21 protein-coding genes, 1 tRNA gene, 3 pseudogenes and 1 riboswitch are annotated in these 24393 nt (G+C 52.4%); of the genes and pseudogenes, 13 read left to right on the forward strand and 12 right to left on the reverse strand.

Annotated elements, in window-relative coordinates; all coding sequences use genetic code 11:
* The first annotated feature begins 12 nt into the window (after positions 1-12).
* From JVX88_RS23450 to sppA, 6 genes are all read left to right on the forward strand, one after another.
* The gene (locus JVX88_RS23450) at positions 13-1059 is read left to right on the forward strand and encodes a sulfonate ABC transporter substrate-binding protein (RefSeq protein ID WP_211620708.1); all 1047 of its coding nucleotides are present in this window, start codon (positions 13-15) and stop codon (positions 1057-1059) included.
* Between the two features lie 34 nt (positions 1060-1093).
* Positions 1094-1702, forward strand: a complete 609-nt coding sequence (locus tag JVX88_RS23455) for a TauD/TfdA dioxygenase family protein (protein WP_211620711.1) — start codon at positions 1094-1096, stop codon at positions 1700-1702.
* 26 nt (positions 1703-1728) lie between these two features.
* Positions 1729-2328 (forward strand): YqaA family protein, encoded by a 600-nt coding sequence (locus JVX88_RS23460; protein WP_211620713.1) that lies wholly within the window; start codon positions 1729-1731, stop codon positions 2326-2328.
* 65 nt (positions 2329-2393) lie between these two features.
* Positions 2394-2470, forward strand: a tRNA-Pro gene (locus JVX88_RS23465).
* A gap of 145 nt (positions 2471-2615) precedes the next feature.
* Positions 2616-2691: riboswitch (SAM riboswitch) on the forward strand.
* Positions 2692-2823: 132 nt separating this feature from the next.
* Positions 2824-3765 (forward strand): homocysteine S-methyltransferase family protein, encoded by a 942-nt coding sequence (locus JVX88_RS23470; protein ID WP_211620716.1) that lies wholly within the window; start codon positions 2824-2826, stop codon positions 3763-3765.
* Entirely contained in the window at positions 3687-5096 is a 1410-nt protein-coding gene (gene sppA, locus JVX88_RS23475) for a signal peptide peptidase SppA (RefSeq protein ID WP_211620719.1), read from the forward strand. Before JVX88_RS23470 ends, sppA begins: the two co-directional genes overlap by 79 nt.
* A gap of 86 nt (positions 5097-5182) precedes the next feature.
* Here the strand turns inward: sppA and JVX88_RS23480 are convergent, their stop codons facing one another.
* A complete protein-coding gene (locus JVX88_RS23480; RefSeq protein WP_211620722.1) occupies positions 5183-5707 on the reverse strand; it encodes a hypothetical protein in 525 nt (174 codons plus the stop codon).
* Position 5708: 1 nt separating this feature from the next.
* The gene (locus JVX88_RS23485) at positions 5709-6491 is read right to left on the reverse strand and encodes a GntR family transcriptional regulator (protein WP_211620725.1); all 783 of its coding nucleotides are present in this window, start codon (positions 6489-6491) and stop codon (positions 5709-5711) included.
* A gap of 98 nt (positions 6492-6589) precedes the next feature.
* On the opposite strand from JVX88_RS23485, the gene JVX88_RS23490 reads away from it, so the two are divergent.
* Complete coding sequence (locus JVX88_RS23490) at positions 6590-8485, forward strand: 2-isopropylmalate synthase (RefSeq protein ID WP_211620728.1); 1896 nt, start codon at positions 6590-6592, stop codon at positions 8483-8485.
* Positions 8486-8521: 36 nt separating this feature from the next.
* Here JVX88_RS23490 and JVX88_RS23495 read toward each other — a convergent pair whose 3' ends face one another.
* Complete coding sequence (locus JVX88_RS23495; protein WP_211620731.1) at positions 8522-8809, reverse strand: hypothetical protein; 288 nt, start codon at positions 8807-8809, stop codon at positions 8522-8524.
* A gap of 38 nt (positions 8810-8847) precedes the next feature.
* On the opposite strand from JVX88_RS23495, the gene JVX88_RS38940 reads away from it, so the two are divergent.
* Positions 8848-9738, forward strand: coding sequence for an SMC family ATPase (locus JVX88_RS38940; RefSeq protein WP_315875299.1), 891 nt, complete (start codon positions 8848-8850; stop codon positions 9736-9738).
* Between the two features lie 682 nt (positions 9739-10420).
* Here JVX88_RS38940 and JVX88_RS42215 read toward each other — a convergent pair.
* A pseudogene (locus JVX88_RS42215) lies at positions 10421-10762 on the reverse strand (carboxypeptidase-like regulatory domain-containing protein); the annotation flags it as partial.
* A 277-nt stretch (positions 10763-11039) separates the two neighbouring features.
* Here JVX88_RS42215 and JVX88_RS23505 point away from each other — a divergent pair.
* The 3 genes from JVX88_RS23505 to gcvH all read left to right on the forward strand — a co-directional run bounded on the left by JVX88_RS23505 (position 11040) and on the right by gcvH (position 13171).
* Positions 11040-11735, forward strand: a complete 696-nt coding sequence (locus JVX88_RS23505) for an FAD-dependent oxidoreductase (RefSeq protein ID WP_211620737.1) — start codon at positions 11040-11042, stop codon at positions 11733-11735.
* Entirely contained in the window at positions 11732-12583 is an 852-nt protein-coding gene (locus JVX88_RS23510) for a mechanosensitive ion channel family protein (protein WP_211620739.1), read from the forward strand. Before JVX88_RS23505 ends, JVX88_RS23510 begins: the two co-directional genes overlap by 4 nt.
* 198 nt (positions 12584-12781) lie before the next feature.
* Positions 12782-13171 carry a glycine cleavage system protein GcvH gene (gene gcvH, locus JVX88_RS23515; RefSeq protein WP_211620741.1) on the forward strand — a complete coding sequence of 130 codons (390 nt, stop codon included), beginning with the start codon at positions 12782-12784 and terminating at the stop codon, positions 13169-13171.
* Between the two features lie 860 nt (positions 13172-14031).
* Here the strand turns inward: gcvH and JVX88_RS23520 are convergent.
* Both JVX88_RS23520 and JVX88_RS23525 read right to left on the reverse strand, forming a co-directional pair.
* Positions 14032-15708, reverse strand: a pseudogene (locus tag JVX88_RS23520) (efflux RND transporter permease subunit); the annotation flags it as partial.
* Positions 15705-16532 carry a hypothetical protein gene (locus JVX88_RS23525; RefSeq protein WP_211620744.1) on the reverse strand — a complete coding sequence of 276 codons (828 nt, stop codon included), beginning with the start codon at positions 16530-16532 and terminating at the stop codon, positions 15705-15707. The pseudogene JVX88_RS23520 and the gene JVX88_RS23525, both read right to left, overlap by 4 nt.
* A gap of 1100 nt (positions 16533-17632) precedes the next feature.
* Here JVX88_RS23525 and JVX88_RS23530 point away from each other — a divergent pair.
* Both JVX88_RS23530 and JVX88_RS23535 read left to right on the forward strand, forming a co-directional pair.
* Positions 17633-18079, forward strand: a complete 447-nt coding sequence (locus tag JVX88_RS23530; RefSeq protein ID WP_211620746.1) for a histidine phosphatase family protein — start codon at positions 17633-17635, stop codon at positions 18077-18079.
* 85 nt (positions 18080-18164) lie between these two features.
* Entirely contained in the window at positions 18165-19193 is a 1029-nt protein-coding gene (locus tag JVX88_RS23535) for a tetratricopeptide repeat protein (RefSeq protein WP_211620748.1), read from the forward strand.
* A gap of 79 nt (positions 19194-19272) precedes the next feature.
* On the opposite strand, the gene JVX88_RS23540 is transcribed toward JVX88_RS23535, so the two are convergent.
* The 6 genes and pseudogenes from JVX88_RS23540 to JVX88_RS23565 all read right to left on the reverse strand — a co-directional run bounded on the left by JVX88_RS23540 (position 19273) and on the right by JVX88_RS23565 (position 24277).
* Positions 19273-19743 (reverse strand): TonB-dependent receptor, encoded by a 471-nt coding sequence (locus tag JVX88_RS23540; RefSeq protein ID WP_211620750.1) that lies wholly within the window; start codon positions 19741-19743, stop codon positions 19273-19275.
* Between the two features lie 2 nt (positions 19744-19745).
* Positions 19746-20952 (reverse strand): annotated as a pseudogene (locus tag JVX88_RS23545) (IS701 family transposase); the annotation flags it as partial.
* A gap of 603 nt (positions 20953-21555) precedes the next feature.
* Positions 21556-22272 (reverse strand): hypothetical protein, encoded by a 717-nt coding sequence (locus tag JVX88_RS23550; protein ID WP_211620752.1) that lies wholly within the window; start codon positions 22270-22272, stop codon positions 21556-21558.
* A 7-nt stretch (positions 22273-22279) separates the two neighbouring features.
* Positions 22280-22912: an RNA polymerase sigma factor gene (locus JVX88_RS23555; RefSeq protein WP_211620754.1), complete on the reverse strand. Its 633-nt coding sequence runs from the start codon at positions 22910-22912 to the stop codon at positions 22280-22282.
* A gap of 109 nt (positions 22913-23021) precedes the next feature.
* Complete coding sequence (locus tag JVX88_RS23560) at positions 23022-23627, reverse strand: hypothetical protein (RefSeq protein WP_211620756.1); 606 nt, start codon at positions 23625-23627, stop codon at positions 23022-23024.
* 53 nt (positions 23628-23680) lie between these two features.
* Positions 23681-24277, reverse strand: a complete 597-nt coding sequence (locus JVX88_RS23565; protein WP_317134417.1) for a Gfo/Idh/MocA family oxidoreductase — start codon at positions 24275-24277, stop codon at positions 23681-23683.
* Positions 24278-24393 lie beyond the last annotated feature (116 nt).

Genomic DNA, 24393 nt, shown 5'->3' on the forward strand with positions numbered 1-24393 from the left:
AGGAAATCCAATATGCTTGATGCACTTCAGCAATGGTTGCCGTTTCATTGGGTTCGACGCTGCTTTCAAGCCCTGCCACGACGACCATTTGCCCTTTTGTTTGCGGTTGGATTAGGACTGAGCTTCATCACCGCTGCTTGCTCGCCTAATTCAACCTCTAACTCTACAACGGCCCCAGCGGCCCCAACTCAATCCGTCCAAGTGCGGATCGGCTATCAAAAGGCTGCTACTATTCTCAATGTGCTCAGAACCCGTGAGGATTTAGCCAAAACGCTTGCAGATTCTGGCGCAACCGTGTCTTGGTCTGAATTTCCAGCCGGTCAACCCATGCTAGAGGCATTAAACGCCGGCTCAATTGACTTTGGCTATACGGGAGAAGCCCCGCCGATTTTTGCCCAAGCTGCTGGAGCGCCCTTACTATATGTGGCTTATGATCCTTGGAGTCCTAAAGCAGAAGCGATTGTGGTGCCTAAGGATTCGCCGATTCAATCTGTGGCCGATCTAAAAGGCAAGAAGGTTGCGGTTGCTAAAGGGTCCAACACTAACTATCTACTGGTTGCAGCTCTAGAAAAGGCAGGATTGAAGTTTAGCGATATTGAACCTGCTTATCTGCCACCTGCGGATGCCAGAGTTGCTTTTGAAGGTAGACAAGTCGATGCTTGGGCGATTTGGGATCCCTTCTTAGCGGTGGCAGAATCAGCGGCTGGAGCGCGAATCATCACCGATGCCACTGGGCTAGCCCCGAATCGCGGCTATTATTTAGCAGCCAAATCCTTTGTTGAGCAGCATCCAGAACAGCTCAAAGCAGTGTTGAATAGCGTTAAGCAAGTGAGTGACTGGGCTGCTAAAAAACCAACCGATGTCGCCAAGTTCCTAGCTCCAGAACTGAAAATCGATCCGGCTCCACTGGAGAAAGCTGAGAAGCGCCGCGAATATGGTGTATTGCCAATCACAGACGATGTAATCAATGATCAACAGAAAATTGCTGATACTTTCCAGAAAATTGGCCTGATTCCTAAAGAGATCAATGTGCGTGAGGTTGTTTGGACCGATAAATAAGAGAATTCGCACTTGAAATGACTTGGAGTGAACTATGAGTATTAACTTAGACATCTATCCGATTGCTGGGCGAATTGGCGCGGAAATTAGAGGCGTCAATCTGAGTAGAACGCTGAATGATTCGGTAATTAACGAAATCCGAAAAGCTTTGGTGCAATACAAAGTCATCTTCTTCCGGCAGCAAAATCTGAGTGCAGATGAACAGATTGCCTTTGCTCGCTACTTTGGTGAATTGACGACAGCCCACCCAACCTTACCACCCCTAGGTGAACATCCAGAAGTATTGGATCTCGATTATGGCCGCACGGCAACGCGCTCAAATGAATGGCACACCGATGTCACGTTTGTGGATCGTCCGCCGCTTGGTTCAATCTTGCGAGCTATAGAAATTCCACCAGTTGGAGGCGATACCATTTGGGCCAATACCGTCACCGCTTACCAAGATTTGCCAGTCCCGCTTCAGACGTTAGCCGATCGTCTTTGGGCCGTTCACACGAATGCTTATGATTATGTGAAACCAGCCGTAACGCTGAACGAAGCCACCGAAGCCTATCACAAGCGAAAAAGGCTTCACGAAAGAGAATTGCGGACCTTGCACATTTGTTCCGCTCATCGGCCGTCATGGCTGGAAGGACCGGGATAATAATTAATTGATCGAGGGATACTTGTTTGAAAAAGATCTTTGAATATTTGCGAAGGCTGAAATCGTGGGTGGAGAGCTACGCAGAGAAGCCATACGCTGAATGGGCATTATTTATTATCGCATTCACCGAATCATCATTTTTCCCCATCCCGCCCGATGTCTTGTTGATAGCGATGGCGGTTATAACACCTTCTAAGGCATTCCGGTATGCGGCGGTCTGTTTGGCAGGTTCTGTGCTCGGCGGTGTTTTCGGATACTTTATCGGAATGCTGTTTTACGAAACCGTCGGCCAGCCTATTTTACAGTTTTATGGGGCGATGGGACATTATGAAACTGTACGCAGCCTCTACAACGAGCATGCATTTTGGGCGATCCTGGCCGCGGGTTTTACGCCGATCCCTTACAAAGTGTTTACGATTGCCGCTGGTGCGTTCGAGGTCTCTCTTTCAACTCTTGTTATTGCGTCAATAATAGGTCGCGGGGCACGGTTTGGCCTTGTCGCTGCACTTTTCTATTTCTTTGGTGCACCGATCAAGAAGTTCATCGACAGATATTTTGAGATATTGACCATCGTGTTTCTTGTTCTGCTCATAGGTGGCTTTGTTGTTATCCGCCTGTTTTTATAGAAAGTTGGTTGACACCTGTCTGTGGGTTACTTAGACTATTCGTTCGCGGCATTTTCGCGATGCTTCGGGGCGTGGCTCAGCCTGGTAGAGCGCACGGTTCGGGACCGTGAGGTCGGAGGTTCAAATCCTCTCGCCCCGACCATTTTTGAGAAAAAACACTCGGTCATTGACCGAGGTTTTTCCTTTTTTGGCCTGTAAAATACCGTAATAAAACAAAGAAAGATAAGGAATACTTGAGTGGTGCCCTAATTTCAGATAGACATAATTGAACCAGTTGCCTTAAAATACAAACACTAAGTGGTGAGTTATTGCGACTTGCGGCCACGTAAAATAATCCGCTAAACAGCTTAGAGTAGGGTACTTAAACGAAAACTCTGTGCTGCATAAGCGGCACAGAGTTTTTGTTTCTAGGAACCGGCCGTAATACCCGCGAATTGATGTGAATGGCGAATCGCTATATGTCATCTTTTTCGTGTCTTTCGCGGGAATTTGGATATGAACTTTCTTGATCTGCTAAAAGAAAAGGTCGTTGTTTTCGACGGCGCAATGGGGACTTTCCTGCAGTCGCTCAATCTGTCCATCGACGAATGGGGCGGGCCGGAGTTTGAGAACTGTTCCGAAAATCTGCTTTACACGCGGCCGGATGCGATCGAAAGCGTTCACACTGCATTTCTCGAGGCCGGCTGCGACGTCATTGAGACGAACAGTTTTGGCGGCAGCGAGGTCGTTTTATCTGAATTCGGCATCGCGGATAAGACTTACGACGTAAATTTCAAGGCCGCATCGCTCGCAAAACGCATAGCCCGGGATTTCTCAAGGCTGGATAAGCCGCGATTCGTCGCGGGCTCAATAGGGCCGGGAACGAAACTGCCGACGCTCGGGCACATAACTTATCGAGACCTCCGAAAGGCATACGTCGAACAGGTCCGCGGGCTTGTCGAAGGCGGCAGCGATATCCTGATCGTCGAAACCTGTCAGGATCTGTTGCAGACGAAGGCGGCTCTGGCTGCGATATTCGATCATTTCAAACAAAACAGGGTTCGCATCCCGGTGATCGCTCAGGTCACGATCGAAACTTTCGGCACGATGTTGAATGGAACGGAGATCGCCGCGGCATTGACGGCGCTTGAACCATTCCCGATAGACGTTATCGGAATGAACTGCGGCACCGGCCCAAAACAAATGGCCGAATCGCTCAAGTATCTTTGTGAAAATTCGCCCATCGCGGTTTCTGTCCTGCCTAATGCAGGCTTGCCGGAAGTAAAGGACGGCAAGCAGCATTACGACGAAACGCCCGAAAGCTTCATGCCATCGCAGATCTTAAGGCCTCCGGCAAACCCGTATATGCATATATGCAAATGGGCACCAACCGCGATTATTACATCGCGACCGCGGCCGACAAGATCTATCTGCCGCCGCCCGGGGATCTTTACATAAATGGCTTCGCGGCAGAAGCGATGTTTTACAAAGGGTCGCTTGATAAGCTCGGCATTGATACGGACGTCATTCAGATCGGACCCAAATACAAGAATGCGCCTGACCAATACACCCGAAAGGAAATGGGCGAAGGCCAAAGAGAGGTGATCAATGCCATTCTCGATGAATTCTATGGCCGTTTCACGAATGCCATTGCCTCATCACGCAATAAATCAGCAGAGGACGTAGGCGGAATTATTGACAATGCTCCGTACAACGCTCCGCAAGCGAAGGAACTGGGGCTTATTGATGATGCGATCTATCTGGATCAGGTCCACGAACTTATCAAACAGCAGCTGGGTTACGGCGAAAACGAGCCGCTGCGAACGATTGGCGGAGGGAAATATCGTGATATCCCGTCTGATTCTCTCGGGTTGAACAATGGCGAACGCATCGCGGTCATATTTGCTTCCGGCGGCATAAACACAGGCCGCTCCAGCGACAGCCCGTTCGGCGGACAGATGGTTGGATCGGATACAGTGGTGCAGGCCGTAAATGATGCAGCTGCAGACACGGGGATCAAAGCGATCGTTCTCCGCGTTGATTCGCCCGGCGGCTCAGCCCTCGCGTCAGACCTAATGTACCGGGCGATCGACAATGCAAAGGCGAAAGGGAAGCCGGTTGTCGTCTCTATGTCGGATGTCGCCGCTTCAGGCGGATATTACATTTCTGCAAATGCAGATAAGATCGTTGCCGAACCTGCTACTATAACCGGCTCCATTGGTGTGTTCATGGGAAAACCGGTCGTAAAAGGTCTTTATGATTGGCTCGGCATAACCAACGAATACATCCTGCGCGGAAAGAATGCCGGCATATTCCGGCTAACGGAAAAATGGACGCCGGAAGAACGCGCGAAGATGGAAGAACAGACCAACCACATCTACTTCACCAACTTTGTTCCAAAAGTTGCTAAGGGCCGAAATATGACCGATGAGCAGGTCAATACACTTGGACAGGGCCGGGTCTGGACCGGCACGCAGGCAAAGGCCAATGGGCTGATCGATGAATTCGGCGGGCTGGAAAAGGCCATATCGTTAGCGAAAGAGCTTGCGAATCTGCCCGCTGACAAAGACGTCCGCCGAGTAGTTTTTCCGGCTCCGCGTCCGTTCTTTGAAACGATCTTTGGAAGTGATGAAGATGCCACCGTCTCTGAGAATTACAAGGTTCAGAAGGCTCTGGCCGATTCGCTCCCGGCTGAGGCCCGCCGAGCTTTCCGCTTTGCTCAAATGATCGACCGAATGCATAACGGCGAGGCAATGATGATGCTTCCCTTCGAATTGCAGATCCGATGAAAGAAGATCTTAAGGTGGCCAAATAAGTTCTAAAGGATCGGGGCAATGTTAATAGATCTGTCGATGGGCTTTGTTCAACCCGCTGATCACTTAGGGTCATCGCGGTTCGTAGGGGACTGTGTTGGACGCGGTTCCGCAGTTGGGGTGCGGGCTGGCGTTGGCTGCGGCGACGGTGTCCTTGTAGGAGCGGTCGCTGTGTTAGTATTCGCGCCATCTTCCGGCCGCGGAGTCGGTGTTGGGGTTCGGGTTGGAACAACCGTCGGACATATAACCAATCCACTAGGGAGCATAGTACAGCCGGGATCCATCGTAAACGGGCTGCCGCTATCGGGCGGGATCGTTACCGAACCGCCCGGTGGCTGCAATGAACGCGCGTTGGCCCAAGGGTCATAGCCATCGCCTCCCGGAAGCTGATCCATAGGAAGAGCGACATTGGAATTCACATCCAAACCGGCGCCGGGCAAAGATGCAAGGTTGCGTTCGTCTAGCCCGGTCGCGGGATTGAGGGGTTGAACTGGAAGACCGTTCGCATCCGGCTGGATTGTGGTTACTGGTCCAGAACCCGTGACAATCGCAACCTTCCCTGACAAATCAAATAGATTGTTTTCCATCTCACTCAGTTTTTGAAACAACTTGTTCCGAATGAGAAAAGGGCAAAGAAGTTAAACCGACCTGTAAACCATTTACAAGAGATGGCTTTAACAATCGTTCAGACCGACCTTCAGCCGATCCGCCCTGCAAATACTCGACCAACTGCTCAGCGGCCTGCCCGATATGCTGCTGCAGTATCTGAATCGCGGCTATAGTATCTCGCTGACGACAGGCCGCTAAGAGCTGGTGGTGTTCGGCTTGGCTGCGGTCGCGGTACTGCAATTCCTGCATTTGCAGCCGAATATAGCGATCGACATTGATATGCAAAGTTTTGATCATGCTGAGCAGACGCGGTCGATTTGCTGGCTGATATAAGGCGCTATGAAACTGCCAGTTCAGCTCAGCCCAGCGCATTGGCTCAGTAGCTTGCTCGGTCTCTTGCAAAAGTTGGGCTGCTCGGTCGAGGTCGGCATCGCTGAGGTGGGGAATGGCTAGCTGGAGGGCCATCGTTTCTAGCGCCATGCGGATCTCGCAGATTTCTTGGGCTTCGGAGAAAGACAGACTCGAAACCATCGCACCCCGATTGGGATGAAAGGTGACTAACCCTTCTGCCTCTAGCTGCCGCAGGGCTTCTCGCACCGGAATCCGGCTGACGCCAAACTGGGTGGCAATTTCGTCTTGCCGCAGGGACTGGCCTTCTTGAAATAACCCATGCTGGATTGCCTGCCGCAGGGCTTCTGCAATCAAATCTGGGGTACTGCGTTGATGTTGCAGCACATTGGCTGCCAGGTCGTTCAAGTTCATATCCGATCAAATTCATACTTTATATTGTATACAAAAAGGAGGATCGTATACAATATCCAATAATCACGCTTTCTCTCATTCCTTTCTAGGAGTCTGTTATGAGCATTCCACAGCCCGATCGGGTCATCATCTTCGATACCACCCTCCGCGATGGCGAGCAGTCCCCCGGAGCTACCCTCAACGCCGAAGAAAAGCTGGCGATTGCTCATCAACTGGCTCTCCTGGGTGTGGATGTGATTGAAGCAGGCTTTGCCGCCTCTAGCCCTGGTGATTTTGCTGCCGTGCGGGCAATTGCCGAGCAGGTGGGCACACCCGATGGCCCGATTATCTGCAGTTTGGCGCGAGCCGTGCGTCAGGATATCCAAACCGCTGCCGAAGCACTGCAACCCGCTGCCCATTCCCGCATTCATGTGTTTATTTCGGCCTCGGATATTCACCTTCAGTATCAGTTGCGCAAATCCCGCGCCGAGGTGCTGGCCATCGTGGAGGAAATGGTGGCCTATGCCAAATCCTTTGTGGAAGATGTGGAATTTTCGCCCATGGATGCCACCCGTGCCGAACCCGCTTACCTCTACCAAATGCTAGAAATGGCGATTCGGGCTGGGGCGACCACGATCAACATTCCAGATACTGTCGGCTATCGCACCCCCAAGGAAATGGAGCGGCTGATTCAAGGAATTCGCACCCACGTGGCTGGGATCGATCAGGTGGTGCTGTCGGTTCATACCCAGAACGATTTGGGGTTGGCAACGGCCAATGCGCTAGCGGCTATCGAGCATGGAATACGGCAGATTGAATGCACGATTAACGGCATCGGTGAACGGGCAGGCAATACAGCGCTGGAAGAAATCGCCATGGCGCTGGAGGTGCGCAAGTCCTACTTCAATCCGTTTTTGGGTCGGCCAGTTGAATCAGAGGCACCCCTCACCCGCATCAAAACCACCGAAATTTACAAAACATCGCGCTTGGTATCGCACCTGACTGGTATGTTAGTCCAACCCAATAAAGCAATTGTGGGTGCCAATGCCTTTGCCCATGAGTCCGGAATTCACCAAGACGGCGTGCTCAAGCACCGCGAAACCTATGAAATTATGGAAGCGGCCTCGATTGGTCTAGCCGAAAATCAGATCGTTTTGGGGAAACACTCTGGCCGCAATGCCTTTCGAACGCGGCTGAGTGCAAAATTTTGCATCTCAGAAGGGGCATTGCGTGTAAACGGTTGGGACCGGGAAGAGGTGCGGGTATTCGTGCGGGACGGTCGGCCGTTTGAGTTTCGAGTACTTGAACGCAACACACGTACGGAACGTCCAAATTGGCTTTGGATAACACGTTCGGCCGGGGACGCTGCTTCCTCACCGTTCAGCAACTGCCTTGGCGGAGCGTCTGTTGAGATCGACGTACCGGTCGGGACGATGTTGAATCTAGAAGCAAGAACTTCGGGCGCTGTTATCGACACAGTGAAGAACGCCAGCGTTAAAGTGATCGAAGGAAGCATTCAGCTGCGTAATATTCCTGGTGGCGTGAAGGCGGAAACTTTTCAAGGCGACATCATTCTTGAAAATTCGGGCGGCGAGATCACATTGAAAACTGTAGCCGGCAATATAGTGGCAATGGAGATCACTCCCGGTAGCATCGGCGACGTCCTCAGCGCCAACACCTCAAGCGGGAGCATCTCATTCAAAGACGTAAAGCATCGCCAAATAAAGGCTTGGACCATAACCGGTTCAATGCTGTTCAACGGTTCGCTTCTTGCAGGCGGTATCTATAATTTCAGGACAACGAATGGCACCCTTGATCTTCAGCTTCCAAAAGACGTTTCGTGCACGTTCATTGCAGCTTATGGATTCGGCTCCTTCAGTTCTTCGTTGCCGATAAACGTCCTGGAGGAAAGAAAAACACCGGGCGGGAATAATGTTGTCGCAAGGATCGGCGACGGCGCTGCCACTGTTAATTTGACAACCATCAGCGGAAATATAGCAATCCGCGGTCAGTAATAGCTTTGGTCGCGGCCAGCAATCGTAATGCTCTGCTTACATTCCCACGAACTTTCTTCCGGTTCTCTGTTCGAAGATCTCTGCCATCGCAGGCTCTGAATCGTCGCGGCTGATCCTTTCTACTCTCCACATCGGAATAAATTGATCGCTCATTGGAAGGTAATCTTCATCGTTGAATATCGAAGAACACCAATCGTCAAAATAACCAAGATCGATAGCACGAAGCCAAACGCCGGAAGCGTTTATCTCGTCCAAGATCCCGAGCAACTTTTCCCGCGGAGTGTGCAGAACTGCGATCACCACTTCTCCAGATACGATCTTCATAAGCAAATTCTAGGCTGTTGTCCGAGCCGAGACAATTCGTGGATGGGTATTCTTTCGGTTTGGGGGCGGTTCGCATAGAATTTATTTCCAAGGTGCAGATAAAGAGACTAGAACTCGACAATATAAAATCGCACGCCGCATCGGTGTTCGAATTCCGGCCCGGAACGACCGCCATTTCCGGTGAGAACGGGGTAGGAAAAACGACGATCGTTGAGGCGATCGCATGGGCATTGTTCGATGTTCTTGACTATAAGAAGGACGATTTTGTCCGACGCGGTGCGAAGAAAGGCTCTGTAAGAGTAACGTTCGAAAGCGGAGCGGATGAACGCGATTACGTTGTTTATCGCGATACTGGTACTGGCTATTACGTTTACGATCCTCGCCTCAAGATGCGGCTCGCAGATAAAAAGGAGGAAGTAACTAGATTCCTTTGGCAGCATCTTGGTCTTGAGCCCGGCACGGACCTCGAAACGTTATTCAAACATGCCATCGGCGTTCCACAGGGAACGTTCACGGCCATATTTCTGGCCACCGCTGCTGAACGCAAACGTACATTTGATACGCTCTTAAAGGTTGAAGAATATCGCCGCGGAGCCGAAGAACTCCTTAAGACGCAACGATTTATCGAGAATCGGATATCGGGTATGAACGTTCTGATCGCCCGTGCGGAAGGTGAACTTGAAAGATCTAACGCCCTCGAGGCCGAAAGGGCCGAAGTTGAACACTCTTTACTTTCGTTAACGAAGAAATCCGAAGAACTGCAGGCAGCATTGGTTCTACTCAATGACCAAGCGGCTGACCTTGATAGGCTTGCCGAGGCTGCCGACGCGGCGCAAAAAAAGCTTGCGGAGCGGAAAGCTGAATTCGAAAAAGATTCAATGTGTTCTTCTTGTCGAGAACAAAGTCGGTCCGGCCAAAAAGAGCCGTAGGGTTATTGGTCCCTCGCTTTTCTCCTTCGAGAGCTAAAAGTTCGGTGGGGATCTGGACGCCCGCCGGTCGCTGAAATTCAACCACAAACGGAACTCTTAATAGATTCTGTTCGATGCTGAAGAAAAAGAAAGCCCTATTGCGAACTATTGGCCCGCCGACCGAACCGCCGAATTGGTTCTGTGCATTATCCAATCTTCTTCCAAAGGCATTCTCAGATGTTAAATGGCGATTGCGATTGAAATAGAATGCTTCGCCGCGAACATCATTCGTGCCTGATTTCGTAACTACGTTGACAAAACCGGCGTTGGTTCGGCCCACCTCGGCGCTTGCGCCCGAGCGGACCACTTGAAACTCGCGGACCGCCGACTGCGGAAAGAAAAACACAGACTCATTGCCGCCGCGCTGATTTCCCTGCAGCGGATCATTATAGTCGGTTCCATCGACAGAGATATTTGAATTGATCGAACGCTGCCCCGCAACAACAAGACCGCTTCGGTCGGCTTCCTGAATAACTGCCGGCGTCAAAGTAACGAACTCAGTGAAATTCCGGCCGCGAACCGGCAGATCGGAAACAAGCCGTTCGCTTATGGAAGATCCGGTCGTCGTAGTTTCGGTATCGATAAGGTCTGCACCTGCAACTATGTCCACCTGTGCAGTAACGTCGGCTGGCTGTAGGGTGATGTTTAGCGGAGTGGTCTCACCAACTCGTAAAAGCACGCCCTCTCGTCGTCCTTCTGCAAAGCCGTCAGCAGAAACTGCGACGATATATCTCCCAACGGGCAAGACACGCGAAGAATAGCGCCCGCTGCTGTCGCTAACGGTGCTTCGCTCAAGCCCTGTTTCCAGGTTTCGGATCGTAACGGCTGCTCCGGCGACCGAGCCGCCATTGGGATCAACGATAGTGCCTTCGATCGCGGCACTGCCGAACTCTGATTGGCCCAAAACACCGGCGGCCAAAGACACAAATAGCATGAACAGCGCTATCTGCCGATAAGCTGTTGAGGTGATAGTGTGCTTATTCATTAAGTTGGTAAATACTCCTTTTATGCATCCACTCGATCGTGCCGTTGTTAATGGACACGATCCGAACGGCCTGAATTCAGTTGAATAATCTGTGAAATGGGAATCAACTAGACAGCCTAAGGAGGGCAGGTTACGTAAAAGTAAACAAAACCTTAAAGGAAGGTAAAATCGGTAAAGTAGTATCCTTGATCGTTCGCCGGGAGCTTTTGTGAGGTCATAGACTCTCCGTTATAATCAACTATTTAAGTCAAATACTAAATCTAAGAGGAACAAGACATTGGCAGAACAATTTGACGTAACTATCATCGGAGCCGGCCCGGGCGGTTATGTGGCGGCGGTCCGCGGAGCCCAGCTAGGCTTAAAAGTAGCCATTATTGAAAAAGAAAAGGGCGCAAAACTCGGCGGCACGTGCGGCCTTCGCGGCTGTATCCCGACAAAGGCATTGCTAAATGCAGCACATCTTTACCAAAAAGCAGGTGAATTCGAGAAATTTGGTTTGAAAGTTAACGGGCTGGAATACGATTGGGCCGGCATTCAGAATTACAAATCCGGTATAGTTGACAAGAACGCGGCTGGCGTAACCTATCTGATGAAGAAGAATAAGGTTACCGTCTTTAACGGCCACGGCAGGATCGCAGGTAAGGGCAAGGTCGAGGTCGCACTCGCCGACGGTAAGAAAGAGACAATTGATACAAAGAACATCATTATCGCGACCGGTTCGGTTGTGCGGCCAATACCTGGGTTTGAGGTTGACGGTAAGAATGTCGTGAACTCCGATCAAATTTTAGAGCTCGACCGCGTTCCCAAATCGATGATCGTTATGGGCTCCGGCGCGGTCGGCGTCGAATTCGCGAGCGTTTATCACCGATTCGGCTGCGAGACGACCGTCGTCGAACTGCTCGACCGAATAGTACCGATCGAAGATGCTGACGCGTTGCAGCTGAAATCTACCCTGAGCCGTCTCGTAGCATGACAGAATCGGACCTAATCGCACTGCGAGCCAGGTTCCTAGACAGCTTTCAGCACCAGAAAACCCTACAGCAACAGCGGCGAGTCGTGGGTTTTTTCCGCTGGCTGCTGGCTTGGGCACAAGTGCTCGTTTGGACGGTAGGACTAATCCTCGCTCTAACAGCCTTTCCTTGGACCAGGCAATATGCACGGCAGTTTCTCGGCACGCCTACCACTCTGCTGTTGATTTGGTTTTTTACTAGTCTGGTGAGCCGCTTGGGCAGTGGACTACTGCACCTGCTAGCTGATGCCTGGGTCAAGTTTGGGGCGGCGGCGGCCGACGACCCGCAGCGAGATATTTTACGCATCTCCACGATTCTCGCCTCGATTAAGCCTGTGAAGACGGTTGTGGTGTACGGCGTTGGCATAGTAGCTGCCTTGGTTTACCTGGGACTGCCCTTGAGTCTAGTGTTGACCTTAGCTGGGATTGTCGGACTAGCGCTGCTGCTGATTTGTCAAAATTTCGTCAGAGATGGATTAATGGGCTGTCTAATTCTCTGGGAAGACCAATATGCGATTGGCGATGTGATTAGCACAGGCCAACATACAGGACTGGTGGAACGAATGAATCTGCGGTTGACTCAACTGCGCCATGCTGGCGGGCTAGTCTCCCTGGCCAATAGCTCAATCGCCCAAGTCACCAATTTGACCCAGAGCTGGCAACAGCGGCAGGAAGCTCTGCACCCAAAAGCAATGGGGCCTCGGACCACAGCTAACGGTATCGCCAATCCCTTTAACGGTACTGATCCGTTCAACGGTATGGATCCATTTGGGGGCAGCGACTCTGGTGAGCCAACGGCCAGTGAAGGCTAAGTTTTTATGAAACCGCTCCCTTAATCAATTGAATTTATTGAAATAATTGTTTAGAAGGCCGGCTCTTGAGTAGACTGCATTCAGGTGGTGTAAACGCATCAACCTGTTTTGGCTCGATTCTGGTTTCAGCTTGATCAGCAGCGTCCGATAGGCGTTGGTAATCGTGGCTTCATGATAACGATGAAAGGATGACCGCATATGGCATTTGAGTACCCTGATGATTTGAAGTATTCGGATACACATGAATACGCCCGGCTCGAAGGCGAAATTGCCACCATTGGCATCACGGCGTTTGCCGTCGATCAACTTGGCGATATTGTGTTTCTAGAATTACCAGAAATTGGTGAAGCCTTAGAAAAAGGAGAAACCTTTGGCACGGTTGAGTCAGTAAAAGCCGTTGAAGATTTGAAAGCTCCGATTACTGGTACCGTGGTTGAGCGTAACGATGCCCTTCTAGAAGCCCCAGAACAGCTCGCAGAAGATCCCTACGGTGAAGGCTGGATGCTGAAGCTGCGTGTAGATGATCCAGGCGAACTCGATGACGCCATGACGGCAGACGAATATCGGGAGCAGGTAGAAGGAGACTAGTTTTCCACCTAAGCTCCAACTCAGAACTTAGACTACCGCTACTGCCTGCGGCAACACTGCGCCACCTGCAGAAGCAAGCTACAAAGCCTAAAGCTACAAGTCTTTTGTTCAAGCTGTAACCTAAAACTCAAAACTTAAAACTTAAAACTCAAAACTTACTTAAAGGGGACGTAGCTCAAGACTCTGTAAAGACAAAGGGGCCGCGTCTCTTTCTGATCAGGGGAATGTTAGGCTAAGGTTAAAGGCTAATTGTTGCAAACTGTTGCAAACTGTTGCGGAAACCGTTAGAACATAATCTAACTTGATTTTCCGAGTCTCCCCCTCATTGAAATTTCCTCCCTATGTCTTCAGAGTTCTCCACTGATCTTGCAAGGTCAGAAAAGCCGGACCTTTACACCACAGCTGATGCTCAAACGCTCACGGTCGAACGAGCTGTGATTCAGTCCTCAAATGCTCAAGCCTCTAAAGCCAGTAACGGCCAAGCCTCTGCTGGATTCGTGACCAAACCAGCTAACCAGCAGGGCAAGCAATTTCAGCTGCATGGCGGCGAAGTCGTCGCCATACACCTTGACCGCCACGTCGCCGCGCACGCCGGAGATCAGCTCGTTGAAGCGCATCTGGATCGGCTGCGTGAACTCGTAGTTCTGACCCGGCTGGGCTGCTGAGATCGCCTGGATCAGCTCCAACAACGCGCCTTTGTGTCCCGCGAAGCTCGGCCCTTCCTCTTCTTCCTCTTCACCTTCCTGGTGCGTCCCGAGTCCCGCGCGTTCATTTTCTTCTCGCTTCTCGGCAGCGAGGCGGCGGAGTGCGTCCTCGCTCCGCCACTCGGACCTTGGCCTGAAGATCACGAAGGTGTCTGAGATGTTTGGGGGCATCGGGTCGGCTGCCAGTTCCGCTGTACCCGTCTTGGAGAAGATGAACGCCACTTCAGGAAGCGTGGAGATCGCCTTCTCAAGGCTCTGCTGCATCGCATGGGACTGCGAGAGCGAAGTGCTCGGCATGCGCAGTGCCTGCAGGGCCAGGTCCTTCTCGTCGAGCGTGGGGACAAACTCCTGCCCGAGGCGCGTGAAGAGCGCCAGCGAACCCAGGAACGCGACCACCGCGCCGATCACCACCGCGTAGCGGAGCCTGACCGCCCAGCGGACCACCGGCTCGTAGACCTTCTTGGCCCAGCGGATCAGGAACATGTCCTTCTCTGTGACTTTGCCGGTGATGCACAGGGCGACCATCGCGGGGATGAAGGTCAGGGAGAGGATGAACGCCGCGATGAGCGCGAGGATGACCGTGATGGCCATCGGGTGGAACATCTTGCCCTCGACGCCCGAGAGCGCGAGGATGGGGAAGTAGACCGTGATGATGATCGCCTCGCCGAAGGCGGTGGCCTTGCGGACCTCCTTGCTGGCGTCAAAGACGATGTGCAGGCGTTCTTGCAGCGTGAGCAGCCTGCCCTTCTTGTGCTGCTCCTCGGCCAGACGTCTGAGGCAGTTCTCCACGATGATGACCGCGCCGTCGACGATCAGGCCGAAGTCGATCGCCCCCAGCGACATCAGGTTGCCGCTGACCTTGCTCTGCACCATGCCCGTGGCGGTCATAAGCATCGACAGCGGAATCGCCAGCGAGCAGATGAGCGCGGCCCGCCAGTTGCCCAGCAGCAGCAAGAGCACCACGATCACCAGGATCGCGCCCTCGATGAGGTTCTTCTGCACCGTGGCGATGGTCGCGTCCACGAGCTTGGTGCGGTTGAGGACCGTCTTGGCCTTGATCCCCGCGGGCAGCGAGCGCTGGATCTCGGCCATTTTGGCATCGACCGCCGCCGCCACCGTGCGGCTGTTGGCCCCGATGAGCATGATGGCCGTGCCCACCACCACGTCCTCGCCGTTCTCGCTGGCCGAGCCGGTGCGGAGCTCGCGGCCCAGCCCCACGCCGTTGACGCCCACCACGTCGCGCACGTACACCGGCACGCCGCTGCGTGTTCCGACGACGATGCTCTCGATCTCCTCGATGGTCTGGATGCGCCCGGTGGCGCGAACGAGGTAACTCTCCCCCTTGTGCTCGACGTACCCCGCGCCGGTGGAGACGTTGTTCTTCTCCAGCGCCTCGATCACGTTGTGGAACGTCAACCCATAGGAGACCAGCTTCATCGGATCGGGCTGGACGTGGTACTGCTTGACGAACCCGCCGATGGCGTCCACGCCCGCCACATCCTTCACGCCCTTGAGCTGCGGGCGGATGATCCAGTCCTGAACCTCGCGCAGATACGACGCCAGCTCGACCTCGGTGGTCAGCCGCCGCCCTTCGGGCGAGAGGTACGAGCCATCGGACTGCCAGCCGACCTTGCCGTCCTCGATGGTCGCGCCCTGGCCGCGCGGGTGTTCGTACTCGACGGTGTACATGTACACCTCGCCCAGCCCCGTGGCGATCGGGCCCATGATCGTCTCGACCCCCGGCGGCAGCGCGCCCGCCGCCTCGCGCAGCCGCTCGCCGACTTGCTGGCGCGCGAAGTAGATATCCACGCCGCCGTCAAAGACCGCCGTCACCTGCGAGAACCCGGCGGACGCAGACCATTGGCATAGCTAAGGCGAAGCACGGTGCGATTGCCACTAGCCTCCAGCTTCAGCGACTTGATCTGCTTCCCAGCCTTGGCCGCAAAACTACTCGCAACGGCAGGATTCAGGCGGGCATCAATCGTGACAGTTGTTTCCCCCTGCTGTTCGCTCACCCGCCAAGGAGCAGCCTGATCCAGGTCAATCACCACCCGGTCTCCCCAAGTTTGGGGACCTTGCCGCACCGCATTGACCTGGGCCTCAGGCGTAGAAATCTGGAGGTCTTCTCCCTGCACCTGCACCCGCCAGCCAAACTGCTGCGTTAGTTTAGAGATATCGACATAGCGATACTGCTTGGTTAACCAGGTAGCCAAATTCAACGGCGTAGTACGGTGATCTGAGAACCATTCCACTGGCTGTTGGGTGACATCACTGGTGTCAAGCAACTCGATGCCCAGTGCTTCGATCAATCCCGCATCGGCAATGCCCAGACTTTGCTGCCGCTGGCTCCAAGGAATCTGCAATTTCCGGCCATTCAGGGTGATTTGTCCACCGTGCCGGGTGATAGAGACCGGAATCGAAGCCTGAGCCAACGTGGGGACCCAAGCCGGACTGTGAGCCGCTGGAGACAGCACAAAGTTTTGAAACGGTTCAGCATTGCCCTGCTGCTTATTGAACGTCAGGGAAAGGGCGACGACCACTAGGGGCGAGAGGAGTACGAGTCTAAATCGGCCTAGGGGAGAAGAATGGGGGAGATAGGTGTTTTGAAATCGACGATGCCGTAATCGACGATGGTGACGAGTTCTAGCTCTAACCACGGTTTTTATCTTCGAGTGTGAGGAGTGAACGGTACTGGTAAGTGTTGTTACAGATATTGGTATTAGGTGATCTGCGAAAACGCAACCTAGCGAACCGGCATAGCTCGAACGGCTATCGAACATGAAAATGGGTTTGAGTTCTGGAGGTCCGTACTGCTTGCTGAAGGATCAGGTGCTTAAGTACTCGTTTTCCAGAATTTCCCACCTTTGCCCGGATGAGGAGAGAGATTTTACAAATCGTTGCCAACTGAATATACAGCGTTTTTCACTCATGTGAGGTATGGGAGTGTGGGGCTTCGGCCCCAGACAGGGGCACTGCCCCTGCACCCCGTTTTTCGTACTTCACTAGCTTGAAAAAGGCTGTAAGTGCAATTCTGATATCAGCCCGATTCTCAGCAGATGTCAAGCATCTATCAAAAAACGGTTATTGTAGTCACCTTTGTTTAGGCGATTAGTTTCATAATTGAAGAGGAGGACAACCCTGTCGTTCATGGTTATTGAAGGAGTGTTAAGGAGTAAGCAGCAGAGTGAGTTGGGGCATTGACCGATTGGATAGCTTTCTAGCTAGTCAACCCACAAATTCGAAAATGCAACCAAAAATGATTGATTGAGCCTAGGCCCGAGGGATTGCCAAGGTGAAACAAATTTTTATAATATTTTTACTCTGTCCTTTTCATAGTGTTGCTCTTGGTTAAGCAATTGGCTTGACAAGATGTGCTTTTGCAAAGGGTCATCTAATTCTAAATTCCAGAGAGTCGATTTCAAGGAGTGTGGCTGAAGCAACTCCAGTTAATTGTTCTCTCGTAACCTTACACCAGCTTTAATTTGTGACCCACTTTACATGCAATAGCTTGGAATCGTGCCAATGCCTGAACAACGGTTGGCTCCGGTGATTGGCTCTGGTTGGTGGCGTTTGTGCAACCAGATTTGAACAATTCCTAAGCGCTATTTTAGTCTTCGTTCTGACTGCAAATCGTGAAAGATTGGTAAGTATTGGTAAGCGTTAGTGAAGCTTTTTTCCTAAGTTATTCGTTAAATAAGTTCAAAAAGAATTGCATCCGGTTTAAGTGAATTTGTCACCTCGTGGGGGTAATACAAGCGTGAATCAAAGTCAATGGAACAATCAGGGACAAGTTGGTTATGCTGGTCAGCCGTGGCTTATAGAAGAAAGGGATGCCTGCGGCGTTGGCTTTATTGCCGATGACTACTTAGCGCTTGTACGCAGAAATGTCCATCATAAAATAACTAATGGCGAAAGCTATCGGGACCTCCTCCGCCGAACAACCAGCGAGCTTTCGAACATATTAAGACGACATCCGGGCCAGCGGATCGCCATATTCTCCCACACGGGTGCGATCTGCTTTATGACCCTTCACCTGATGGGTGCGATCCGTCCTGATACTAAACAAACCCCTTGGCTTGTAACCTCAAATTGCGGCATCAATCGCTTTGAGATCCGCGGCAAGAACAACATCCGCGTCCTCGCCATTAACGACACCCGTCACCTTTCTGAAATCACCGGCAATGACGCCTTCGCATCGCGTTAGGAAAAGATCTTTTCCTTGACAATGTTCGGCGATTCCTGAAGAATCAGGCTACTCTTCCATATTAGTACCTTTAAGGAGCACCTCAATGAACCTCTCTCAAGTATTCCGGATCTTAGTCTTGTTCTCATTTCTGTTCTCGGTAAGTTCTAATCTTCTGGCACAAGTTGATGAGGTCCGAGAGATAACCGGCTTACCGATAGCTATTGGCCAACCTGTTATATATGGTCGCGTCGTGCTGGAAAATTTTGATCGAAATGCAAAGCGTCCAATCATATTTGTTTCCCTCGTGAGTGGAGGAACACAGATCGAGCGCCGCCCAGCAAACAGTTCTGGCCATTTTTACTTTATGAGGCGAGCGGTACCTGGAGCGACGCTTGTTCTAGAGATCGATGGGATGGAATTACAGCGTGCATTTCTAACGCCAACAGGAAGTGATCAGATACGGCAAGATTTCTCGATTGACTGGCGTGCGATCCGGGGTGGAGTCCCGTCAGCCCGCGGCAACGTCATCTCTGCAAAAGACAGCTATAAACGCACGACCGAAAATCAAACTGCACTTGATAAGGCGATGCGGCATATGAGAGATGGGAAGAACTCAGAGGCAATCGCGGCTTTCGAAGCACTACTGGCAAAAGATCCGAATGATCATCACGCCTGGATGCTTCTAGGCACCCTTTATATGGCTGAGAAAAAGACCGGAAGTGCAGAAGAGGCATACAAAAAAGCTCTCGCCTTAAAGCCGGCGCTTACTTCGGCGCTTCTGAACTATGGTCGGCTCGAAATGACTCGTAAATCGTTTGAGAAAGCTATTGAATTGTTATTGAAGGCAGTTGAGGCTGAACCGAATTCAGCCGATGCTAATCATTTCCTTGGCGAATCATATCTACAGATCAAGAAGGGCTCGCTTGCAGTCGGTTATCTGAACAAGGCCATCGAACTGGCTCCGATCGAAAAGGCGGAGCTTCATCTGCGGCTTGCCGCTCTATACAACGGTGCCGGGCTGAAAGATCGAGCGGCCGAGGAATACAAGAAATTCCTCGAAAAGATAAATGACCATCCCGAGAGGAAAAAGTTTGAACAATATATAAAGGAAAATAGTCTCCGAACTCAGTAATTCCTTTAGATCCTTCGACATATGAAAAAGCCGGGAACTAGAAAGCTCCCGGCATAAGTTTTTTTACATTGATCAGATACTAGAATTCGTATCTGAAGCCGAACTGCACCCGACGCGGCGTTCCTTGGATACCGTTGAATATACGGCCAAAGTCCCCCGGTACAGTACAATTATTCGCCGGCGTACAGCGGTCAGCATCTGACCCCAGACCATAACTCGAACGAGTAAAGTTTCCTGCGCTGAAGTACTGTGTATTGGTAATATTGAATACTTCAAAACGGAACTGGAACTTATGGTTTTCTGACCATGGCATCGTTACAGACTTTGAAAGTCCCATATCCAGTGACTGGTATCCCGGAAGCCTGAAAACATTCCGTTCACCCGTCTCACCAGGGTAAGCGTTGCGGAACGAGGCGTATGCAGCTGCAGGATCAGCAAAAAAGTTCCTCGTGTTTCGATCTACTGCCGCGGTAACCGCCCTGATGCGTGTGGCGTTGGATTGAACGTTCCAGTTCGTTGCCCAAAGCTGTCCGTCAAACGGAGCGCTCAATGGCGGCGGGACTGAAGGAAGAGGAAGGCGATCATGGTCATCAGGGCGTGGCGATGTAGGCCCTGCCAGGATCGCCCTTCGAAGTGATCGAGGCCGAGTTCCTCTTTCATCTGCTGATGGGCCTGTTCGCAGGCCCATCGCGCTTTGATCGTTGCTGCGAGACGCCGCAGCGATGCGTCGGCCGGAAGGTTGGAGAGATGGTATTTCCGCTCGCCGGAGCGCCGGTGCTCGCCGATCAGCCAAACCTCCTCGCCGGGCAGATGCTGCGCGCCGAGAGCGCCGATCCGCTGCGGCTCGCCGTCAGCGACACGCACCCGCAGCGCGGCGAAACGGGCACTGAGCTTTCCCTTCCGCCCGCAGCGCCAGCTGAGGGTGCGCCACGTCGCGTTCTCCAGCATGGTCTGCGCCGGGACCGAAGGAACGTCAGGGATGTGACGTTTGCGGGGCCTGCCGCGGCTGGCGAGGGGAAAGATCATCGTCACGTCGGCGGGATAGACCTTCTGCTTGTGCGGGATGCCGACCGCCCAAGCGAGCCCTCTCGCGCTCAACCCTTGGCGGAACGGAGCGGACAGGCCGTAGCCGGCATCGGCCAGCACGCAGCCGAAGGAGAGACCCGTCGCGCGCAGCCGGTCGATCTCCGCAAGCGCAATCTCGGGCTTGGTGCGGGGGACGCGCCACTCCTGTGGCACACCGGCGCGGATCAGGCGTTCTGGATCGCGCGTCCAGCTCGCAGGCAGGAACAGCTGAAGCCCCACCACCACGGGGACCTCACGCGCAGCCAGGGTCAAGGAGACAAGCGTCTGGCAGTTCGCCGTCTTGCCGAGCGCAGCCGCGTATTGCGGCGCGACCCCAACCGAATGCGCCCCTTTCTTCGGCAGCGTCGTGTCATCCACGATCAGGACGGCGTCTTCCCCGCCGAGCAGCCGGTCCGCCTGGCGCACGAGTGCCGCTTCCAGCGGCGCCGCATCCCACGTTCCGGCGGCGATGAAGTGATGCAGCTGGTCGTAGCCAACTGTGCCGTCGCGCAACGCCATGGGCTGCATGCTCTTGCGCTCGCCGACCTCGATCAGCCCCGCCACATAGGCCGGACAGACCCGCCGCCGCGCCGCGTGGCCCAGCACCTCCAGAAACGGCGCAAGCCACGCCTCGAGATCGCCACGCCACTCCGCCATAGTCGGCCCTCCACCAAGCCGACCACCCATGAATCACACCAAGCCGCGTCGGGGGAACCCCCAAGCGCCTCACACCAACAAAATGCCAAAGGAGTGCCAGGCTATGTCCGACATGAAGCCTCGGTAGACAAACGATTATAGCGCTGGATAATGTTGGATCTGCCGGCCTCACCCTATCTCCCTGCCACCCGAAAATCGTGAGTCGTTGAATATCAGGGAATATAAAGATGCCAAGCGTCAGAAGGAAATTTACTCTCTTCCATATGTCTCTTCTAAAGCCAGCGCAGTCAAGGCTCGGGGAGTTCATCGGAACACGGGCGGATTGGATTCGATATAGTCTTAAAGACAGATTTACATTTCACTATTGGGGCGGAAAGGATCTTCATTGGGTCCCGGTTGAAATTCATGAACATCTTATACTTGGAGTAATTCAACGAGAAGTGAATCATGTCGCTCATCAAGCACCAGATGACGGCGGTCTCGAGTTCACAGCGAGAGAATGGCAGGGGGCTTATGTCGTTGTTGACCCTCTAGATCATGAAGATGGCCAGAAAGGTGCTGTAGAAAATGATGTAGTTGGAAAACCAGAATCTCTAATACGACACCTTGTGGCGAGTTTGAACAATCGCGACGATGCACCTTATGTGATTGAAGTTGAGCCTCTGTTTGATTCAAAAGATTTTTGGGAATTTTCCGAAAGACATAATAACATACTGAGGTATGTCCGCTTTAACTTTGTTGTTCCGAATATGTGGGGGGCTGCGAGCGAGGTGGAAGAAGATATCAAGGAGGCTGGACGCCAAACTGGCGCACAGAGGATTTCGACATCCTTTTCTGGAAAGATCGGCATGATCGGATCGCGAGCGGGATTTGCGGCACGCTCGATGGATCCGCCGAGTTCTTGCCCAGGTCGGGTCGGAGTTGCCGCAGTCTCTCTCCGGGTCTGACGAGCTTTGTCAGCTGTCGAGCGGTTTGCCGACATAGTTGCTGGCGGAACTTCAAGCACGGAATTACCAAGATCATTGGGAATGTCCGTCGCATTCGGATCGGTGGCGGTAGCTGAATCGCTTGCGACCTCCTTCTCGATTCCGGATCCATTGCTCGCAGAACTGATCTGCGGAGTGCTGCTTTCATTGTTCAAAACGTAAAGGCCGACCAAAACAAATACGATCAAGGCACACATAGTGACTGCCGCCGGCACCAACCACGGGAAACCCTGCCTTGATTCTTTTCGCCTTATACGATCGGCGACCGCGGTCTGGAATCCGGCCGGGGCTTCGATCCGCGGCAATTCCCGAAGTGCGTTGGTGATGCCGGCATCGACGTCTTTACTGTTATCCTGTCTCCGGTTAATCATTTCTGCCTCATATTTGCCCGTCCAGCTTTTCCCGTAAAAGCCCGCGGGCTCGGCTTATCCTTGATTTTGTCGTTCCGAGTCCAAGCTCCATCACGGCAGCGACCTCTTCATAACTCAGACCTTCGATATCACGAAGAATTATCGGCGCCTTATATCTCAACGGCAACGAATAGATAGCCTTTGCGATCATTCTTGCTCTTTCATCCTCGATAAGTTCCTCTTCTGGAAGCGGCCTTTCATCGCGTGGCTGGAACTCCGCCATCTCGTCAGGGTCAGACATACTAAGTCCGGTCAGTGATAGCAGCTTTCGGCGTTTCCTCTTTCGGATCTCGCTTATAGCAAGATTTGTCGCGATCCGGTAGATATATGTCGAGAACGCGAACTTCGTGTGATAGCGCTCTATCGCAAAATAGACGCGGACAAAGGTCTCCTGTGCCAGATCCACAGCCTCTTCGTAATCGTTCAAAAATCTGTACAGATAGTTGGTTATCGGACTCTTATAGCGCCCGACTATCTCAGAGAATGCATCGTCATCCCCGTTCTTAGTCGCCTCGATAAGGGCGTGGTCGGAAAGTTTCGCATTAGCCACGTAGCTTTGATGTACCTCCGGGCCACTGCGTCCGATCTTGTCGAAAGGCATACATTCAAACCTTTGTACAACACTTTTCTTAGCTCATCCAGTTTCTAACCCCACAATAGCTTTCACGCCAATTGCGGGGTTGAGTTGCATTTATATTGGATAGTTTGAATTATTTCGAAATCCTTCGCATGCTCATCACAAGAAAGAGCGTGTCAGAATCTGATGTATTGAGTGTTGAGACGATAGTCGGTGTGTTCTCCGCAAAAACCAAACGATCGATACTTGTATAAACTGATTCATTGACAAAAGTATCTATCGGCGGTTTGTCATCTGAACGTGCGATCGGCACACGTACCGGCAGCCTTGCAACAAATCGGAACGAACGCATCGCGAGGGCACCGCGGCCATCCGCGGCAGCCGTTTCTCCGACACTTCCGAATCGTATCTCGGCAAATCCCCGACGAGGCGAAGAACCATGGTTGCCGATCCGCAGAATACTGCGATGGTCGTACGTGCCGCCGTGAGCAATTACCGTAAAGTAGCGGTCAACAACGCCGATACGGTTCTTTCCATATTTTTGACGAATAGAAGAAGCAACGCCGGAAAGCGCGGATGGAAGTTCAGGCCTTTTGCCATCTTCCGGCAACTCGGCAAGTAAGTAGAGCTCTACCTCATAGAGTTTATCGGAATTCGCAGATGCGGCGTTCTGGGCAATGGCCGGAAATGCGGCCATAAAAAAGAGCACTAAGAGTGCAGTTAGTTTTCTTGAAAACATCGGTCTATCTCCTTTTCATTTATGGGGGAGCACGACCGATTCCACTCCTTTCGCTATGAAAGGTTGCAAATAAATGTTGATAGAACCACTAGGTCAGGCGGTTGGCTTCGTAAAAAGGCCGTCATCGACCTTTTGCCCTCCGAATAGGGACTCATCCGGTGAGCCTCTAGCGCTAGCATCTCCTCGGTTTTGAGTACCTTGTGCAGCTCTTGAAAGGCTGGATTAAACCGTTCGATGTGACCGACCTGGAGAATCCGATGGGATTCAGCCGCAGCGTTGACCAAGGTTTCTGCCTCGGTGATGCTCGCTGCAATTGGCTTCTCGATCAGCACATGTTTACCCGACTGCAAACAGGCCATGCCAACGGCATAATGCAACCGGGTAGGTACCGCAATGCAGACCGCATCCACATAGGGCAGTAGATCCTGATAGTGCTCAAAAAACTTGACTCGATATTTGCTAGCCGTATCTAACCCACGCTCCACATTCACATCGGCAATCCCAACCAACTCTACATCCTTGAGGAGGCTGAGGACGCGCGTGTGATGCTGCCCCATATTGCCCACGCCAATGACGCCAATCCGGATTGGCTCTAGATGATGACGCTGTCCCGACCCATTTGGTTGTCCATTCAACGAGTTGATTTGCACTCCTGCTGTCTCCTACACCACCACAATAAAAAGCACACCACTCACAACCAACTAGATACTACCATTTAGTAATTTGTATAAAGAATTCTAAATTTTTGTTTGACCTCGGCTAGCTA

It is taken from the genome of Leptolyngbya sp. 7M, assembly GCF_018128485.1.